Consider the following 17,399-nt stretch of genomic DNA (forward strand, 5'->3'; position numbering starts at 1 on the left):
ACGGGTCGCCGTCCTTCCGTCCTCCTCCCGCCGCCCTCCGGCCGTCCTCCCCGTCTCCGGCCGGATGTCGCCGCGCGTCGGGCGGCTGCCAGCGGGGGCCGCGTCCAGCGTCTAGTCTGGTCCCCGACATGAAGCAGCAGGAGTACGCGACCGGCGCCGCACGGACGGCCGGTGGCACGTCGGACGGACGCACGGGCGGGGCGGGGCGGAGCACCACCGACGCCGTCGTCGCCGTACGCGAACCCGCCCGCGGCCCCGTACCCGGCACCGCGACCGGAGCTGACGCCCCGCAGGACCCGGACGCCCCGGCCGCGCCACCCGGGGAACTCTCGCCCGACCCGGCGCTGCTCCGGCTCGCACGCTGGTTCGCGGAGGCCGACCCCGGCACCGCCGACGACCTCTGCGCCGCCTCCTTCGGCCTCTACCCGGCCCGTCACTTCGGCGCCCCCGCCGAACCGTCCGCCGCCGAACCCGCCGAACCCGCCGGTCCCACTGATTCCTCAGATCCCTCCGATCCCGCGGAACCGTCCGCCGCCGCCGAGGTCAGCTGGTGGCACGGCCCCACCGCGCACACCCCCACGCCGCTGCGCACCCGCGAACCGCGCACCGCCCCCGGCCTGCGTCGCGCCCGCCGCGACGCTGCCGCACTGCCCGTCGTCCTCTCCGGTGCCAAACCCGGCAGGCCCGGACGGCACCGCAAACCCGAACAGTCCCGGGCCGCCGCCGTCGTACCGCAGGATCGTTCCGCCGTCACCACCGCCTCCGAACGCCGGATCGCCGCCCGGCTGCTGCTCGCCCACCCGCTGGTCACCGCCTCCGGACCGCACGCCGACGGCTTCCCGCTGATCCGCCGTCACCGCGACTGGCTCACCGAGCGCTTCGACACCCTGCTCGGCTACCCCCTGGTGGTCGGCCCCTGGCACGCACGTCTGCACAAGGCCGGCCCCGGCCCCGGCGCCGTCCGCCGCCTCGAACACCCCGCCACCGGCGCCCCGTTCACCCCCGGCGGCTACGCCCGGCTCGCCCTCGCGCTGGCCCTGCTGGTGGACGCGCCCGAACGCCTGCCGCTCGGCCGCCTGCTGGCCGCGATGGACGCCGCCGACCCCGGCATCGGTCCCGGCCCGTCGACCGGGCCCGCCGACCTCGCCATGGCGTTCGCCGTGCTCGCCGACTGGCAGGTGCTCACCGACCTTCCGGCCGACCTTCCCGCCGGCCTCGTCACCGGTCTCGGTGACGCCTCGGACGTGCTGACGGTCGACCGGGAGCTCGCCCGCGCAGTCCCGGCCGGCCCGCCCGCACTCGCCGCCGACGCCGCCGACCTCATCCGCCGCGCCGCCGAGGCCGAGCCCGGCACCGCCGTCCGCCGCCGCCTCGCCGAGACCCCCGCAGTCCTGGCCGCCGACCTGCCCGAGGACCAGCGCGCCTGGCTGCGTGACCACCGGCACTCCGGCCCCGCCGCGCTCGCCGACTTCCTCGGCCTGGAGGCGGAGCAGCGGGCCGAGGGCGTCGCCCTCCTCGACCCGGCGGAGGAACTCACCGACCTCGCCCTGTCCGGCGTCGGGACGGCCGCCCAGGCGGCGCTGCTGCTGGTCGAGCGCCTGGTCGAGGAGGTCCGTCCGCTGCCCGGCGAGACCACCGGCGCCGACGTGCCCGTCCCGGACGCGCTGATAGACGGCGTGCTCGGCGACATCGCCGACGAGTACGGCCTCCCGGCGGGCTGGCGCCGTGACTACCTCGCCGACCGCACCGCCCTGCGCCGCGACGCCCTCGACCTGCTCCACCGCATGGGCCTGATCGCCACCCGCCCCGCGGGCTGGCTCCTGCGCGCCCCCGCCGCCCGCTACGCCCCGGCCCCCGACCTCCTCCCCACCCCGGGCACCGGCCGCCACTCCCGCCCCACCCCGGACTTCACCATCCCGGCCCCCACCACCCCCCGAGCCGGCCAACCCGCCTGACCGCCACCCGGCCGCCCGAGACCGCTGGCGCTCTGCGACCCGAACGCCGCCACCCCCGCCCGACGTCCCGCCGGACCGGGCCGGCCCGCGTGACCCCCGCCGCCGTCCGGCCCTGCGTCCCCTGAGCTGCCCAGGCCGCCTGACCCCACCCGCCGTCCGGCCCTCGGCCCCGTGTCCCGCCGGCCTGCGCCGGTCACCCAATGGCCGAGGGCTGCCGTCTTCGCCCCTGCGTCCGGCCGGACACGGCCGGCCTGCCTGATCCCCACCGCCGTCCGGCCCCGCTCCCGGCCCCGCGTCCCCCGAGCGCGCAGGCCGGCTCGTCCGACCTTGCCGCCGGGCGGGTGCGCCGCGCCGTGGCGGCCACGGTCCCGGGCCGGAGCCGAGGAGCCACCGTCACGAGCTCGGCTCCCCCGTTTCCGCCGTGGCCCGAGCGTTGCTGCCGCGGTTTGCGTCCCGTTGGCTGCCCGGCCGGCTCGGTGTCTGGGCTCGTCGTCGTGGCCCCGGTTGGCGTGCCGGGCGCAGCCCGCAGGTCACTACCCCGGCCTCCGTGTTCTGCCGGAGCCGGCCGGCCCGCCTGACGTCGCCAGGGCTCGTTGTGGCCCGAAGGCCGGCATCTTCACCCCGCCCTCGCGTCCGCCAGAGGCGGCCGGCTCGTCCGACCTTGCCGCTGAGTGGGCCGGTCGCGGCGGGTCGGCCCGAGGCCGGCCGGGCTCGGGCCCGCGATTTCGGCCGCCGCGTCTTCGCTCGTGCCCGGCGGGCGCGGGCGGCGCGGGGGCTACTTCTGCACGGTGGCCGTGGCCGTGGCGATGGTGCCGTGCTGAACGGTCTCGACGGTGGCGCCGACGCCGAGGGTGCCGAGGGCGATGGAGGCGAGGACGGCGGCGCAGGCCAGGAAGCGGCGGTGGCGCTGGGGCATGGGGAAGCGCGGTTCCTGGAGGGTCGCCGTGAGGTTGGCGTTCATGCCACGGAGGTTTCCAGGCCGGTGTGAACGATCGCTACGTGCGGGTGAAGTCCGGATGGGAGGTGGGCGTCGCTTTGGGCGATATGTGCAACATCGCAGGTCATGACCCCCCGGGGCCGGGATTCTTCACCCGGTCGGGGGGCGCTGGTTGCCCCGTCGGACATCGGCCAGGGCCTCGCCGACGGCGACCCGGACGGCGTCCCGCAGGCCGTGGGCGGGGTGGAAGCGGGGCGGTCCGGCGGAGGGGTCGGAGCGCAGTTCCTTCACCAGGGCGACGCACAGCAGCAGCATCACCACGACGAACGGCAGCGCGACCAGGATGGTGGCGTTCTGCAGCGCGGTGAGGCCGCCGGCCAGCAGCAGCGCGGCCGCGACGCCGCCCATCAGCACGCCCCAGACCACCACCAGCCAGGTGCGCGGGTGCAGTGAGCCGCGGCTGGAGAGCGAGCCGAGCACGAGGGAGGCGGAGTCGGCGCTGGTGATGAAGAAGGTCATCACCAGCAGCACCGCGACCACACTGGTCACCGCGCCGGCCGGGAGCGCGCGCAGCATCTCGAAGAGCGAGGCCTCGGCGCCCCGCGGGATGGTCGCTACGAGGTCGGCGGCGCCGGTGCTGTCCAGCCGGATCGCGGTGCCGCCCATCACGCAGAACCAGATCACGGTGGCCCCGCTGGGTACCAGCAGCACGCCGAGCAGGAACTGCCGCACGGTGCGGCCGCGCGAGATGCGGGCGATGAAGGTGCCGACGAACGGGGCCCAGGAGAGCCACCAGGCCCAGTAGAAGATGGTCCAGGTGCCGAGCCAGTCCTCGTCGGTGAAGGCGCCGGTCTGGGTGGACATCACGGTCAGGTTGGAGAGGTAGCCGCCGACGGTGGAGGGGATGGTGTCCAGCACGAAGACGGTGGGGCCGACGAGGAACACGAAGACCATGATCAGCGAGGCCAGCACGACGTTGGCGGTGGAGAGCCACTTGACGCCCCGGTGCACGCCGGAGAAGGCGGAGACCACGAAGGCGGCGCTCAGCGCGCCGATGATCACCAGCTGGGTGCGCTCGCTGTTGCCGATGTCGGAGATGTAGCCGAGCCCGTCGGCCACCTGGAGGGCGCCGAGGCCGAGGCTGGTGGCGGAGCCGAAGACGGTCGCGAACACCGCGAGCAGGTCGATCGCCCGGCCCTTCCAGCCGTTGGCGCCGCGCTCGCCGATCAGCGGGACGAAGGCGGCGGAGATCCGGTTGCCCCGGCCCTTGCGGAAGGTGGTGTAGGCGAGCGCGAGGCCGCCGACCGCGTAGATCGCCCAGGGGTGCAGGGTCCAGTGGAAGAGCGAGAACTCCAGGGCCTGCCGGGCGGCGGCCGCGGACTCGGGTTCGAGGCCGGAGCCGGGCTGCGGGGCGGCGAACAGCTGGAGCGGTTCGCCGACGCCGTAGAACATCAGGCCGATGCCCATGCCCGCGCTGAACATCATGGCGACCCAGGCGGTGGTGGAGAACTCCGGTTCGTCGTCGTCGCGCCCGAGCCGGATCCGGCCGAACCGGCTGAAGGCGAGCAGGACGGTGAGGACGAGGAAGACGTCGGCGGCGACGACGAAGAGCCAGCCGAAGTTGTGCAGGACCCAGCCGAGGGCGGTGCTGGACGTCCGGCCGAGGGAGTCCTCGGCGAAGACGCCCCACGCGACGACCCCGAGCACCGCGACGGCGCCGACCCCGAACACCACCCGGTCGACGGGGAGGGTGGCGGCGGGCTCGTCCGGCGGCCCGGGCGGCTGACTGGTCATGGGGTACCTCTCGCGGCGAACTGGCGGGCCGACGGTGTGCAGGTGTCGACGACATGATTGAAATAGGGATACATGTCGCACTATGTCCAGTTCTCGCCGGGAGAGGCGGCAGGGCGCGCCGGGGAGGCGCGACCTGGGCGGGCGCCAGGCGTCAGGCGGCCGCGTACGGGCGGGACGGCGGCACGGCGGCGTCCAGGTACCCGGCCAGGGCCCGCCGGCTGCGGGTCAGCTCGGTGATGCGCGCGTCGAGGTCGGCCAGTTCGCCGCGGAGGGCGCCGAGCAGATCCGGGCAGGCCTCCAGGGCGGGGACCGGCCCGGTCGCGCAGGGGAGGATCTGCGCGATCACCCGGGTGGGCAGGCCGGCCGCGAGCAGGCTGCGGATCTGGCGGACCCGGACGGTGTCGCCCTCACCGTACTCGCGGTAGCCGCCGGCCGAGCGGGTGGGTTCGAGCAGGCCCTGCTCCTCGTAGTACCGCAGCAGACGGGTGGACACCCCGGTGAGGCGGGCGAGTTCTCCGATGCGCATGATCGGACGAACGCGCCCGCCCGACAGGGTGTTCCCCTCGGCGGCACCCGCGGGCGGGAAGGCCGAGCACGCGGGTCGGCGGGCCGTCAGGATCCGGCGGCGGCCGATCGGGCGGCGGTGTCCGTGAGGAAGCCGACCAGCAGGTCCCGCAGCTCGGGCAGCCGCTCCACCATCGGCAGGTGGCCCGACGTCAGCTCGGTCAGCCGGGCGCCGGGGATGCCCAGTGCCAGCGCCCGGTGCTGCTCCGGCGGCACCAGGTCGTCCTCGGTGGTGGATACGACCAGCGTCGGCACGTCGACCCGGTCCAGCTCGGCCCGGACGTCGGTGCGGGCGGCGAGTTCGAACTGCCAGCGGAAGCCCGCCGGGACCGGTTCGGCGGCCAGGCCGGCGCGCAGCTCGGCGAAGCGCGCGGCGGGCAGGGCGTCCACCCAGCTGCGGCCGAAGACGGTGGCCACCGAGTGGTCGGCCCACAGGGCGGGGTGCGCGGTGAGGGCGACGGCCTGGTCGGCGAGCAGCCGGAACCGTTGCGAGCCGCCGGCCAGCCCGGCGAGCAGCAGCAGCGAGCGGACCCGGCCGGGGTGGCGGGTGGCGATCCGGACGGCGACGGCGGCGCCGAGCGAGTAGCCGGCGAGGTCGAAGTCGGCGAGGCCGGCCGCGTCGGCGGCGGCCACCAGACGGTCGGCCAGTTCGTCGAGCGAGTGCTGCGCGCCGGGCTCGTCGGGGCTGTCGCCGGAGCCCGGGTAGTCGGGGGCGACGACGGTGCGGTGGGCGGCGAGGTCGTCGAGCAGCGGGCCCCAGTTGTCGTGGACGCTGCCGCCCGCGCCGTGGGCGAGCAGCAGCCCGGGGCCGGTGCCCCGGACGGTCCGGGCGAGCGGCGCGGGGGCGGGGGGCGTGGCCATGGGGGTCCTCCTGGGCGGACGGGGGTCCGGGGGTCCGGGGGTGCGGGGATCGGGCCGTGGTCGACCCGCTCCGCACGGTAGGACTTCACATCGGTGTCAAGGTCAAGCCCGGGGAGCGCCACGACCCCGGTCACCCGGTCACCCGCCCGCGGACCCGCCCGCCGTCAGGCCTTGGACGGGACGTCGTACGGGGCCGGGTAGGCGGTCTCGTACGGGGTCAGCACCAGCCGCACCACGTCCTCCAGCCGCCGGCGGGCGTCCCCGAGGGTGGTGCGGCCGGTCACCCAGGCCGTCAGCTCGCCCTGCCAGGCGTGGCCGACGATGTGCCGCACCAGGTCGCTCGCGGCGGCCGGCACCTCGTCGGCCATCACCGCCCGGAGCGCCGCGCTGTCGGCCCGGGCCATGCCCTGCAGGGCCTCGCTGGCGAAGGGGTCGGTGGAGGCGGCGACGGCCACCCGCAGCCGGGCCAGTTCGGGCTGGCGCTGGTAGGCCCGCATGCCGCCGCGGACGAACCGCACCACCCGGTCCGTGGCGCCCAGGCCGGCGCGCGGTCCGCGCAGCTCCGCCACCAGGTCGGCCAGCAGCAGCCGGTGCCATTCGGCGATCGCCGCCGCCAGCAGGTGGTCCTTGGAGGAGAAGTAGCGGTACGCCGTCCCCAGGGCGACTCCGGACCGCTCGCAGACCTGTTTCATCTGCAGCCGTTCGACGCCGATCTCGTTCACCAGGGCGAGCGCGGTCGCGATCAGGCTTTCGCGGCGTTCGAGCTGACGCGGAGACATCGCCTCCACCGGTCGTGGTGACAGGTCAACCTTGGTCACCCGCACCATGATACGGGCCGGGGCCGCTCAGGAATATGACGCCGACCGGCCGCCCGCCGTTCGCCCCCCGGCCACCGGGTGGTGGAGGGGGCCGGCGGGCGACCGGCGGAAGGCCGGTCGGCCGTGGTCAGCGCGGTGCGACCAGGCGTTCGCGGATCAGCGCCTCCTGGACGGCGGAGGCCACCAGCCGGCCCTCGCGGTCGTAGAACTCGCCCAGCGCCAGCCCGCGGCCGTCCGAGGAGGAGGGGCTGCGCTGCGCGAACAGCAGCCATTCGTCGGCCCGGAAGGGGCGGTGGAACCACATCGCGTGGTCCAGCGAGGTCATCAGCAGCCGGGGCGGCTCGGTGCGCTGGAAGAAGTTCGGCTGGACGTGCAGTCCGGCCGTCGAGGCGAGCGTGAGGTCCGAGAGGTAGGCGAGCGCGCAGACGTGCAGCAGCGGGTCGTCGGCGGGCAGCGGCGAGCCGGTGCGCAGCCAGACGAACTGCTGCGGCATGCCGGGCACGGCCGGCGGCACCCCCGGCGCGTCCGGCGGGACGAACCGCATCTCCAGGTCGCCGAAGCCGCTCTCGGTCAGCGCGGCGCGGGCCTCGTCGTCCCAGGCCGAGAAGACGTCCGGCAGCTCCTCGGGGCCGGGCAGCCGCGGCACCTCGCGGTGCCGGTCGGCGGCGGGCTCGGGGCGCTTGAAGGAGGCGGAGAGGCTGAAGACCGCCTCGCCGCGCTGGACCGCCGTCACCTGCCGGGTGGCGTAGGAGGTGCCCTGGCGCACCCGGTCGACCCGGTACTCGATGGGGCGGTCCGGGTCGCCCGGGGTCAGGAAGTAGCCGTGCAGCGAGTGCACCGAGCGGTCCGCCCCGATCGTCCGTCCGGCCGCCGCCAGGGCCTGCGCGGCGACGTGCCCGCCGAACGCGCGCATCGGCGCACCGGCGTGGCAGTAGCCACGGAACGTGTTCTCGTCGAGGCGCTCGATCCGCAGCAGTTCGGCGAACGGGCCGACCGTGCCGGTGGCTCGTCTGTCCTGTTCGGTCAGCTCTGTCACAGGCCCATACTGGCAGACGCGGGCCGTGCGCCGGTGTGACCTGGACAACCTCGGAGCCGAACATGCTTGCTAGAACGTGTTCCACTATTCGAAGACCTGGGGGTACTCCGAGGCCGACTGTCAGTCCCCTGACCTAACGTGCTCGGCATGTCGCAATCCGCACACGCGTACGCCTATCTGCGCCCGTCCGCCGTCCTCGACGGCGAGGCCGGCCGGCGCCTCGCCCTGGAGACCTCCGGCGGCACCACCCCGCTCGGGGCGGCCGCCCATCCGCGCTTCTTCGCGGGTTTCCTGGCCGAGCCCGCGCCGGCCGCCGCCGCGCTGCTCGCCGTCGCCGACGTCGCCGCCGCCCGCTACTACCAGCCCCAGCTGCGCGCCTCGCTCGATCCGGTGGTCACCGCCAACGGCGACCGGCTCCGCTTCGAGTCCTTCTCCGGCTGCTGCGGCGTCTACGCCCGCCTCGACGTGCTCGCCGCGGGCCTGGACGGCGACGAGATCGGCCACGGCACCACCAACGTCGACGTCAACAACCCGCTGCGCGAGGCGCTCACCCGGATCGGCCCCGCCGAGCCGCTGCACCTCGCCGTCGGCCCGGACGCCCTGGAGGTCACCACCTTCGACGGGCCGGTCGTCGAGAAGAAGGTCCCGCTGCCGGAGCGCTGGCTGCGCGGCTTCGCGGAGACCCAGGTCACCGCCGCCGGGTTCGACCTGCGCGCCGAGCTGCCCGCCGTCGAGGCGGTCCGCTTCCTGCGCTCGCTGCCGCGCGGCGGGCGGGCCGGTGCGCGTGTCGCGCGGTGGGTGGTGCCGGCCGGGCGCACGCTGCGGCCCACCACCCGGCCGGTGCCCGGCGCGGTCTGCCTGCCCGGGCCCGAGCGGCTGGCCGCCCTGCAGCGGGTGCTGCGGCACGCCCGGGCGCTGCGGGTCTACGGCCCGCCGGTCGCCGGGGGCGGCCCGGCGGCCTCCGCCTGGGAGGTCGAGCTGCCCGGGATGCGGCTGACCCTCACCCTCTCGCCGGACGCCTCACGGGGCTTCAGCGGCGAGGGCGGGGTGCTCGGCGCGCTCGCCACCGGCGCCGCCGAGCAGGACGCCGACCTGGTCGCGGCGCTGCTCGCCTGGGAGCCGCGGATCGAGATCGCCGAACTCGCCGAGCAGTCCGGGCTCACCGCGCCCCGGGTGCGGGCCGCGCTGACCCGGCTCGGCACCGCCGGACAGATCGGCTACGACGTCGCCGAGGCCGCGTACTTCCACCGGCAGCTCCCGTACGACGCGGGGCGCGCGGAGGCGGCCAACCCGCGGCTGAAGGCGGCCCGGGCGCTGGTCGAGGCCGCGGCGGTGCGGCTGGAGGAGGGCGGCGCGACGGCCGTCGTCACGGTGGACGACCACGTCCAGCGGGTGCGGACGGACGCGGCCGGCGCGGTCGGCTGCACCTGCCTGTGGTGGGCGAAGTACCGGGGCGGGCGCGGGCCGTGCAAGCACGTGCTGGCGGTGGACATGGTCCGCGGGGCGCGGGCGCGGGGCGCGGCGGTCGACGGACTTCGGGAAGACGGACTTCGGGAAGGGACGGCGCGATGAGCACCGCAACGGCGAAGAGCGCGGACACGGTGGCGGCGGCCGCCGCGACGGACGCGGTGGAGGCCCTGCTGGCGGCGGTCCGCGAGGGCCGGACGGGCGAGGTGCCGGGGCTGCTCACCGCCCTCGGGCCGGCCGAGCGGCGCTCCTGCCTCCCGGCCCTCAAGGAACTGCGCCGGACCAGCCGCGGCGACTGGTCCAAGGAGGCCAACCGACGGATGGGCGCGCTGCTGGTGGCCGGCGCCGGCTGCCACCCCGGTCCGGCGGGCGCCGCCACCTGGATCGGCGCCCGGGACTTCACCGGCCGCTCCTGGGCCCGCCACCCCGCCCTCGCCGACGTCGTCGAGGCCCAGCCCGTGGAGTGGCAGACCGAGGTGGTTGCCCGGCTCGCCGCCAAGCGCGGCAGCGGCTGGAGCTGGGACCTCTACCCGCTGATCGAGCGCGTGGTGCGGCGCACCGGCTGCACGGTGCCGGCCTCCGACGACTTCGTCACCGAGTGGCTGCGCTCGGCGGCCGGCGCGGACCGCGGCCCGCGCGGCACCGCCACCACCCTGCTGGAGCGGCTGCGGACGGACACCTTCACCCCCGTGATGCTCCCCCGGCTGTTCGAACTCGACGACGTCTCCTGGCCGCTCGACAACACGTACACCACCCGATCGGGTGACAACTGGCCGGCGGCCATCGCCGGACTCGCCGAGTCCGGGCACTTCGGTCGCGAGGAACTGATCGACCTCTGCCTCGCCCGGCTGGTGCGCGGCGGAAAGACCGCCGACCAGCGCTCGTTCCTCGCCGTGCTGACCGCCTTCGCGCCCACCCCGCAGGAGTACGCGGCCCGGGTCCGCGACCTGCTGGTGCTGCTCGACGGGCCCTCGGCGCTGGCGGGCCACGCCCAGCAGGTGCTCACCGGGCTGGACGAGGCCGGGCTGATCGAAGCGGAGGTGCTCGGCGAGGCCTCGGCGGTGGTGCTGTTCCGCAGCGAGAAGAAGCTGGTGCGCGCCCAGCTCTCCTGGCTGGAGCAGGCCGCGAAGCGCACGCCCGAGCGGTCGGGACCGGTGGTGCTGGCCGCCGCCGGGGCCTTCGGCCACCCCGACAGCGCCCTCCAGGAACGGGCGCTCAACCTGGTCGCCCGCCGGCTCAAGGTCGCCGGCGAGGCCGTGCTGCCGGAGCTGCTGCTCGCCGCCGAGGCGCTCAACCCCGCCCACCACGCCCGGGCCGGCGAGCTGTTCGGCGCACCCGTCGGCGGCGCGGCGGAGGACGACGACACCGCCTGGGCCGAACTGCTGCCGCCGGTCCCGGTGCCGGCCCCGCTCGGCGAACCCCTCGCCGACCCGGTGGAGGTCGCCGAGGAGCTGGCGGTGCTGCTGGCCGGTCGGCGGTCCGACGTCGCCGTCTTCGAGCGCGTCCTGGACGGCCTGGTCCGGCACGCCCACCGCGACCGGGCGGCGCTCGCGCGGGCGCTGGAGCCGGTGCTGCGGGTGAACCAGTGGCAGGAGGTCGGCCGCTGGCGGGACTGCGGCCCGGGTGACGCGCTGTTCCTCGCCGTGGTGGTCGCCGGGAAGGCCGACCCGCACCGGCCCGGCTCCGTCTTCCGGAGCAAGGGCCGCAACCCGCTGCGCGGCACGCACAACACCGAGTACGGCAACGCACTGGCCGCCCGGATCGGCGAGGCCGCCGAGCGGGTCACCACCGATGTCCCGCCGTACCTGCTCGCCACGCCGACCGACACCACCGGCGCGATCACCGCGGCCGTCCTGGTGGAGCGCCTCGCCGGGTACGAGGCGGCGGGCGTCACGGCCGGCCCGGCGGACCTCAGCGCCGCGCTGCTGCGGACCGCCCCGACGGCGGACCCGTCCGTGCTGGCGGCGGCCGACCGGCTGACCTCGGCGGCCGGGCGGTGGGCGGCCGCCTGGCTGCGCGACGGCGGCCTGCCGGTCCAGGTCTCGGAGCGGGTGCTCTTCGCGCCCGGCGCCGGGTACGAGCGCAAGCGGCGCTACTGGGACCGCTGGTGGGAGGGGCTCCGGCGGATCGTGGTCACCCAGCGCGGCACCGCCGGCCCGGCCGGCCCGGCCCGCGAGCGGCTCGCCGCCGAGTTCCGGGTGCTGCTGGAGGGCACCGAGCCCAGTGTGGCCCGGGTGCGGCGGGCGGACGAGTGGCTCAGGGAGCCCACCGTGCACTGGGCCGCGATGCTGCCGCACCACCGGGAGGAGCTGGCCGCCCGCTGGCTCGACCGGTTCGCCGACTGCGCCGACCGCGACCGGCGCGGCACCGTCGGGATGCTGGTCGTGCTCGCCGAGGCCGGCGGCACGGCCGGGCTCGCCCTCCACCTCGCCCTCTCCTACGGCCTGGGCGCCCGCCACCCCGAGGACCGCGCCGCCGCCGTCGACGCCCTGCTCGTCCTGGCCGCCCGCGGCGACCTGGACGGTGCCCTGCTCGGGCGTGAACTGGGCGAACTGGTGACGCTCGGCACCGTGAAGCCCAACCGTCTCGCCCAGGCCCTGACCGCCGCCGCCGACACCGGCGCCCACGCCACCGTCTGGTCCGTGCTGGCCGCCGCCCTGCCGTCCCTGCTCGGCGGCGAGCCGCCGCGCGGTGCAGCGGACCTCCTCGCCCTCGCCGCCGACACCGCCCGCCGCAGCGCCGCCCGCGGCCCGATCCCCGAGGTCACCGCCACCGCCGCCCGCCCCGGCACCAGCCGCCTCGTGAAGGAGTCCCGCACCCTCCGCGACCTCCTCGCCACCCCCTGACCCGCTTGCGCTCCGTCGGCGCCTGCTCGCGCCCGGCTTCGCCGCCGGCCCACTGCTCGCCCGTTCGCCCACCGGCGGCATCTGCGCTCCTGACGCACCACCAATACCGCCGCCTCCCCCCGACACCGCAGCGGGACGAGTTTGAGAACGGTCGTTCTTGACCGGACGTTCTCAAACTCGTAGAGTCCTCGGCATGGGAAGACCACGCGCCTTCGACGAGGAACAGGCTGTGCGGGCGGCGGCGGAGTTGTTCGCCGTCCGCGGGTACGAAGGGACCTCGGTGGACGATCTCGTCACCGGGCTCGGGGTGCACCGGGGGAGCCTCTACAAGGTGTTCGGGAGCAAGCGAGGGCTGTACCTCGCCGCGCTGCGCCGGCACCTCGACGAGGAGGTGCTGCCGCTCGCGGCGGCGCTGCGGGAGGCGGACGGGCTCGGTGCGCTGCTGGCGCAGGCGGTGGCCGCGTTCGACGGCGGGCCGGCCGCCGGGCTGCTGCTGTCGGCCGCCGTGGAGCGGGCCGGGAGCGATCCGGAGGTCGGCGCGCTGGTCGGCGAGGGGCTGGCCGCGCTCGACGACGCGGTCGAGCGGGCCGCCGGCACCCCCGCCGGCACCTCCACCGGCACCCCGGCCTCCACCGCCGGGGTGCTCGCCGCGACCGTCCTCGGCCTGCGGCTGCGGGCCCGTGCCGGCCTCGCCGGACCGTCCCCCGACGCGGTCCTGGCCTTCGCCGAACGCGTCGGCTGACCTTCGGCCGGCGCCGATCAGAAGCAGATCATCCATCAGTGGGAGGAAACAGTTCCATGGCCCGTGTCAGCACCACCGACCAGAACCTCGTCGTCGAGATCGAGGGCCTCGACCGGCTCTGGGCGATCCGCAGCCGCATCGAGATCCCGCTCGCCAACGTCCGGGGCGCGACCGTCGACCCCGGGATCCTCCGGGAGCCCAAGGGGATCAAGGTCGGCGGCACCCACTTCCCGGGGCTGATCACCGCCGGCACCTTCCGCTCGGGCGGCGAGTGGGTCTTCTGGGACGTCAAGAACCCCGCCAAGGCCGTGGTGATAGAACTCGCCGACGAGCGCTACAGCCGGCTGATCGTGGAGGTCGACGACCCGCGCGCCACCGTCGACCTCGTCGAGCACGCCAAGCGGCCCGCCGCCTGACGGGGCGGTCCGTCCGTCTAGGGTGAGCGGAACCCCCCACCGCCTCGCCCGTCCGGAGCACCCGTGCTGCACCTGCGTCTGATCGTCCCCGTCGACCTGCGCGACACCGTGCTGACCTGCCTGGACGACTGCGTCGGCGTGACCCATGTGGTCCTGCTGCCCGACGCGGCCGTCCGGCCCGCCGGGGACGTGGTGCTCTGCGACGTGGCCCGCGAGTCGGCGGACGAGGTGCTGGCGGGGCTGCGGGCGACGGGGCTGACCGAGCGGGGCGCGATCGACGTCCAGGAGGTCGGGCTGACGCTCTCGGCCGCCGCCGACGAGGCCGAGCGGCTCGCGCCCGGCGAGGGCGCCGACGCGCTGGTGTGGGAGTCGGTCGCCGAGATCACCCACGAGGAGTCCACCCTCACCGGTGTCTACCTGGCCTTCCTCACCGTGGCGACGATGCTGGCCGCCTGCGGCGCGGTGCTGGACAGCGCGATCCTGGTGGTCGGGGCGATGGCGGTGGGGCCCGAGTTCGGGCCGCTCGCCGGGCTGTGCGTGGCGCTGGTGCAGCGGCGCGCGCGCCCGGCGCTGCGCTCGCTGAACGCGCTGGTCGCCGGTTTCGCGGTGGCGATGGCGCTGACCGTGGCGTTCTCGCTGCTGATGGACGGCCTGGGGCTGTTCAGCCAGGGGAGGTTCGACGGGGCGCGGCCCAACACCTCGTTCATCTGGCAGCCCGATGCCACCTCGTTCGTGGTGGCCTTCCTCGCGGGCATCGCCGGTCTGCTCTCCCTGACCTCGTCCAAGGCGGGCATGCTGGTCGGCGTGGCGATCTCGGTGACGACGGTGCCCGCCGCCGCCAACGCGGCGGTCGCCCTCGGGTACGGGGACTTCCGGCAGTTCTGGGGCTCCAGCCTCCAGCTGCTGCTGAACATGGCGGGGATCGTGCTGGCCGGGGTGCTCACGCTGCTGGTGCAGCAGGGCGCCTGGCGGCGCATCCGCCGCCAGGCCGCCGCGGACCGCGGATCCGCCTGAACGGCAGCGCGAGGGCGCGGCCCGCTCAGACCGGCACGCCGTCGCCCTCGGCCGCCGCCCGGGGCCGCGACCCGTCGGCCGCGCCGGTCGGGCCGTCCGGCACCACCAGCGCCGCGCCCTCCCGGGGCGGCGCGGCCACCGCCCGCCACCAGCGCCGCAGCGCGGGCGGCTCGGCCGGCTCGAAGGGCTTGCCGGGACGCGGCACCGCCGGCCGCGCGCCCTGCGCCCGCGCGGCGGCGACCACCCGTTCGGCGGGCTCCTCCCACGGGTGCGGGGCGAGGTTGAAGGTGCACCAGTGGATCGGCAGCAGCACGTCGCCGCGCAGGTCGAGGTGGGCCCGTACGCCCTCCTCGGGCGTCATGTGGACGTCGGGCCAGAAGTCGCTGTAGGCGCCGACCTGCATCATCGTCGCGTCGAACGGGCCGAGCCGGCGGCCGATCTCGGTGAAACCGGCGAAGTAGCCGGTGTCCCCGCTGTGGAAGACGGTGCGCCCGCCCCCGGCCACCACCCAGGACGCCCACAGGAAGAGCGGGCTGGTGCGCGGGCCGCGGCTGCAGTAGTGGCGGGCGGGCGTGGCGGTCAGGGTGAGGCCGGCCACATCGGCCGACTCCCACCAGTCGAGCTCGACGATCCGCTCGGCCGGCACCCCCCAGTGCTCCAGGTGCGCCCCGACGCCGAGCGGGACGGCGAAGGCCGCGCCGGTGCCGATCAGGGCCCGGACGGTGGCCATGTCGAGGTGGTCGTAGTGGTCGTGGGAGACGACCACCACGTCGACCGGGCCGAGTTCGGCGAGCGGCAGCGGCACCGGGTGGAGGCGTTTGGGGCCGGTCCAGGAGAACGGGGAACAGCGCTCGCCCCAGACCGGGTCGAACAGCACCCGTCGGCCGCCGATCTCGGCGAGCACCGTGGCGTGCCCGAGCCAGGTGAGCCGCAGGCCGGAGGCGGGCGGTTCGGCGAGGTCGGCCGGGAGCAGCCGGTGCAGCGGCACGGCGCCGGCGGGCGTGCGCCGGGTGCGGTCAGCCGCCAGCTGGGCGCGGGCGATCTCCAGCGGGCTGCGCGTGGAGACCAGCCGGCGGGTCGGTACCGGGTTGCGGAAGGCGCCGTCGGTGAACTGGGGCGAGCGGCGGATCCGGGCCAGCCGTTCACCGCGCGGCTCGGCGCCGAAGGCGTCCGTCCGGACCCGGTGCCAGGCCGCCCGGGGCAGTCCGGCCAGCTCGGCGGACGCGCCCAGGGCGGAGGTCGCCGAGGCCGCGGCCGAGGCCGCGGCGGACGTCGCCGCGGAGGCCAGGGTCGAGGTCACGCCGAGGGCGCGGGAGTACCACGGGGCGGCTGGGCGGGGGGCGGCGGCTGGGCGGGGCACGGCACCTCCAAGGACGGCAACGGATACCTGGCATGCCGGGGCGCGGACCGTGCCGACCAGAACGCCGGTTCGGTACGACGACCATCTCGTCGGAGATTACTCGCGGTCGGCTCTCCGGACCCGGCGAGCGGCGGCCGCCCTCCGCCGACCAGGGGCCTTCCCCCGTGATCAGGCGTAGAAACGGGTGATCGTCTCCGCGACGCAGTGCGGCTTGGCGCTCTCCGCGCTGGTGATGGTGAACCGGACCACCGCCTGCACGCCCCCGGGCACCTCGGTGGCGGAGACCAGCTCGGCCTTCGCCCGGATCGCGGTGCCGACCGGCAGCGGGGCGGGGAAGCGGACCTTCTCCGATCCGTAGTTGAGGGCCATCCGCACGCCCTCGACGCCGTAGCACTCCTTGGCCAGCACCGGGATCATCGACATCGTGAGGTAGCCGTGCGCGATGGTCGAGCCGAACTGGCTCTCCTTCGCCCGCTGCGGGTCGACGTGGATCCACTGGTGGTCGCCGGTCGCCTCGGCGAACAGGTCGATCCGGGCCTGTTCGACGGTGTGCCACCGGCTGGTGCCCAGCTCGGTGCCGACGGCGGCGGTCAGCTCGGCGAGGGAGGCGAAGGTCGTCACGGGGGCACTCCTGGGGCAGGCGGGACGGTCGGCGGTGCGGGTGCTGCTGCGAACTCCGCAGAGTATGCCTACTCGTCGGTCACCTGTCAGGGGCTTCCCCGGAACGGCCCGGGAACGGCCGACGGTCCTCGAACCGGCGTTCCCCGGGGCGGCCGGCGGGGTTCACGCGTACGGTTCGGGAGCGCCGTCGGGGAGCGCCGTCCGGGTGCGCGGTCCAGGAGCCGGGCCCGGGCGCGGGGACCGGACGCGTGGCTCAGGAGTGCGGGACGGGGCGGCCGGCCGCGGTCAGCCGGCGGCCGCTGATCAGCTCGGGCACCAGTGAGACGAACATCGGGTCCGGATCGCCGACCCAGGGCCGCAGACCCGAGCGCAGGGCGCGGCTGACCAGCTCCGGGTCGCGCAGGACGTCCGCCCGGCCGTGCACCAGCACGCTCCAGCCGGTCCGGGTGACCGGGTCCACCTGGTCGGCCTGGAAGGCGACCACGGTGCCGTCCAGGCCGCGCGCGGTCGCACTGCCCCGGCGCACGGCCAGCAACAGGCGCCCGTCCGGCGCGACCTCGAAGGAGACCGGCAGTACGGCCGGCAGCGCGTGCTCGGTGTACACCACGCGTCCGACGGGCACGGTGCTGAGCAGGCGCAGGCACGTGTCCGCGCCGAGCTCCTCCAGGGGATCGTCACGGTCCATGGGTCCGATGGTCCCGCGTCCGGGCGCGCTCCGACAGGGCCCATGGTCCCTGTGCGACAGGGCCTTGCGGCCGTCCCTGGGCACCGGCGGAGGGGTCGCGGAGGACCGCGCGGGAGGGCCCCGGGGAGCGGCCGGAAGCCGATCGGACGGCGGCCGGACGGCGGCCGGACGTGGGACCCGGCCCCGGAACGCCGCCGGAGGGCCCGACGGCGACGGCGCGGGACGGTAGCCTGCCCGGCGGTGGCACCGGGGCACGCCGGGCGTGCCGGGAACTGAACGGCGC

The 17,399-nt window shown here is 76.1% G+C and carries 15 protein-coding genes; 6 read left to right on the forward strand and 9 right to left on the reverse strand.

Annotated elements, in window-relative coordinates; translation table 11 throughout:
• The first annotated feature begins 128 nt into the window (after positions 1–128).
• On the forward strand, positions 129–1,955 hold the full coding sequence (locus ACFVVU_RS14645) for a DUF2398 family protein (protein ID WP_387790067.1): 1,827 nt from the start codon (positions 129–131) through the stop codon (positions 1,953–1,955).
• A gap of 775 nt (positions 1,956–2,730) precedes the next feature.
• Here the strand turns inward: ACFVVU_RS14645 and ACFVVU_RS14650 are convergent.
• From ACFVVU_RS14650 to ACFVVU_RS14675, 6 genes are all read right to left on the reverse strand, one after another.
• Positions 2,731–2,916, reverse strand: a complete 186-nt coding sequence (locus tag ACFVVU_RS14650; RefSeq protein WP_380686644.1) for a hypothetical protein — start codon at positions 2,914–2,916, stop codon at positions 2,731–2,733.
• Between the two features lie 126 nt (positions 2,917–3,042).
• On the reverse strand, positions 3,043–4,686 hold the full coding sequence (locus ACFVVU_RS14655) for a BCCT family transporter (RefSeq protein ID WP_387790069.1): 1,644 nt from the start codon (positions 4,684–4,686) through the stop codon (positions 3,043–3,045).
• Between the two features lie 151 nt (positions 4,687–4,837).
• Positions 4,838–5,212 carry a MerR family transcriptional regulator gene (locus ACFVVU_RS14660; RefSeq protein WP_380686640.1) on the reverse strand — a complete coding sequence of 125 codons (375 nt, stop codon included), beginning with the start codon at positions 5,210–5,212 and terminating at the stop codon, positions 4,838–4,840.
• Between the two features lie 86 nt (positions 5,213–5,298).
• A complete protein-coding gene (locus tag ACFVVU_RS14665) occupies positions 5,299–6,111 on the reverse strand; it encodes an alpha/beta fold hydrolase (RefSeq protein WP_387790070.1) in 813 nt (270 codons plus the stop codon).
• A gap of 164 nt (positions 6,112–6,275) precedes the next feature.
• A complete protein-coding gene (locus tag ACFVVU_RS14670) occupies positions 6,276–6,929 on the reverse strand; it encodes a TetR/AcrR family transcriptional regulator (RefSeq protein ID WP_380686636.1) in 654 nt (217 codons plus the stop codon).
• Positions 6,930–7,056: 127 nt separating this feature from the next.
• On the reverse strand, positions 7,057–7,965 hold the full coding sequence (locus ACFVVU_RS14675; protein WP_387790072.1) for an acyl-CoA thioesterase: 909 nt from the start codon (positions 7,963–7,965) through the stop codon (positions 7,057–7,059).
• A 147-nt stretch (positions 7,966–8,112) separates the two neighbouring features.
• Between ACFVVU_RS14675 and ACFVVU_RS14680 the strand changes: the two genes are divergently transcribed.
• The 5 genes from ACFVVU_RS14680 (at position 8,113) to ACFVVU_RS14700 (ending at position 14,450) form a co-directional block, all read left to right on the forward strand.
• Positions 8,113–9,537 (forward strand): SWIM zinc finger family protein, encoded by a 1,425-nt coding sequence (locus ACFVVU_RS14680; protein ID WP_387790074.1) that lies wholly within the window; start codon positions 8,113–8,115, stop codon positions 9,535–9,537.
• Complete coding sequence (locus ACFVVU_RS14685) at positions 9,534–12,278, forward strand: DUF6493 family protein (protein WP_387790075.1); 2,745 nt, start codon at positions 9,534–9,536, stop codon at positions 12,276–12,278. The genes ACFVVU_RS14680 and ACFVVU_RS14685 overlap by 4 nt, the downstream gene beginning before the upstream one ends.
• A 193-nt stretch (positions 12,279–12,471) precedes the next feature.
• Entirely contained in the window at positions 12,472–13,020 is a 549-nt protein-coding gene (locus tag ACFVVU_RS14690; RefSeq protein ID WP_387790077.1) for a TetR/AcrR family transcriptional regulator, read from the forward strand.
• 56 nt (positions 13,021–13,076) lie between these two features.
• Entirely contained in the window at positions 13,077–13,436 is a 360-nt protein-coding gene (locus ACFVVU_RS14695) for a hypothetical protein (protein ID WP_380687108.1), read from the forward strand.
• A 63-nt stretch (positions 13,437–13,499) separates the two neighbouring features.
• Complete coding sequence (locus ACFVVU_RS14700; RefSeq protein WP_387790079.1) at positions 13,500–14,450, forward strand: DUF389 domain-containing protein; 951 nt, start codon at positions 13,500–13,502, stop codon at positions 14,448–14,450.
• Positions 14,451–14,475: 25 nt separating this feature from the next.
• On the opposite strand, the gene ACFVVU_RS14705 is transcribed toward ACFVVU_RS14700, so the two are convergent.
• The 3 genes from ACFVVU_RS14705 to ACFVVU_RS14715 all read right to left on the reverse strand — a co-directional run bounded on the left by ACFVVU_RS14705 (position 14,476) and on the right by ACFVVU_RS14715 (position 17,116).
• Positions 14,476–15,663, reverse strand: a complete 1,188-nt coding sequence (locus ACFVVU_RS14705) for an MBL fold metallo-hydrolase (protein ID WP_387790117.1) — start codon at positions 15,661–15,663, stop codon at positions 14,476–14,478.
• Between the two features lie 315 nt (positions 15,664–15,978).
• A complete protein-coding gene (locus ACFVVU_RS14710) occupies positions 15,979–16,431 on the reverse strand; it encodes a MaoC family dehydratase (RefSeq protein ID WP_350564017.1) in 453 nt (150 codons plus the stop codon).
• Positions 16,432–16,684: 253 nt separating this feature from the next.
• Positions 16,685–17,116: a pyridoxamine 5'-phosphate oxidase family protein gene (locus ACFVVU_RS14715; RefSeq protein WP_387790081.1), complete on the reverse strand. Its 432-nt coding sequence runs from the start codon at positions 17,114–17,116 to the stop codon at positions 16,685–16,687.
• Positions 17,117–17,399: the final 283 nt, after the last annotated feature.

Source organism: Kitasatospora sp. NPDC057965, assembly GCF_042887135.1.
Lineage (GTDB): Bacteria > Actinomycetota > Actinomycetes > Streptomycetales > Streptomycetaceae > Kitasatospora.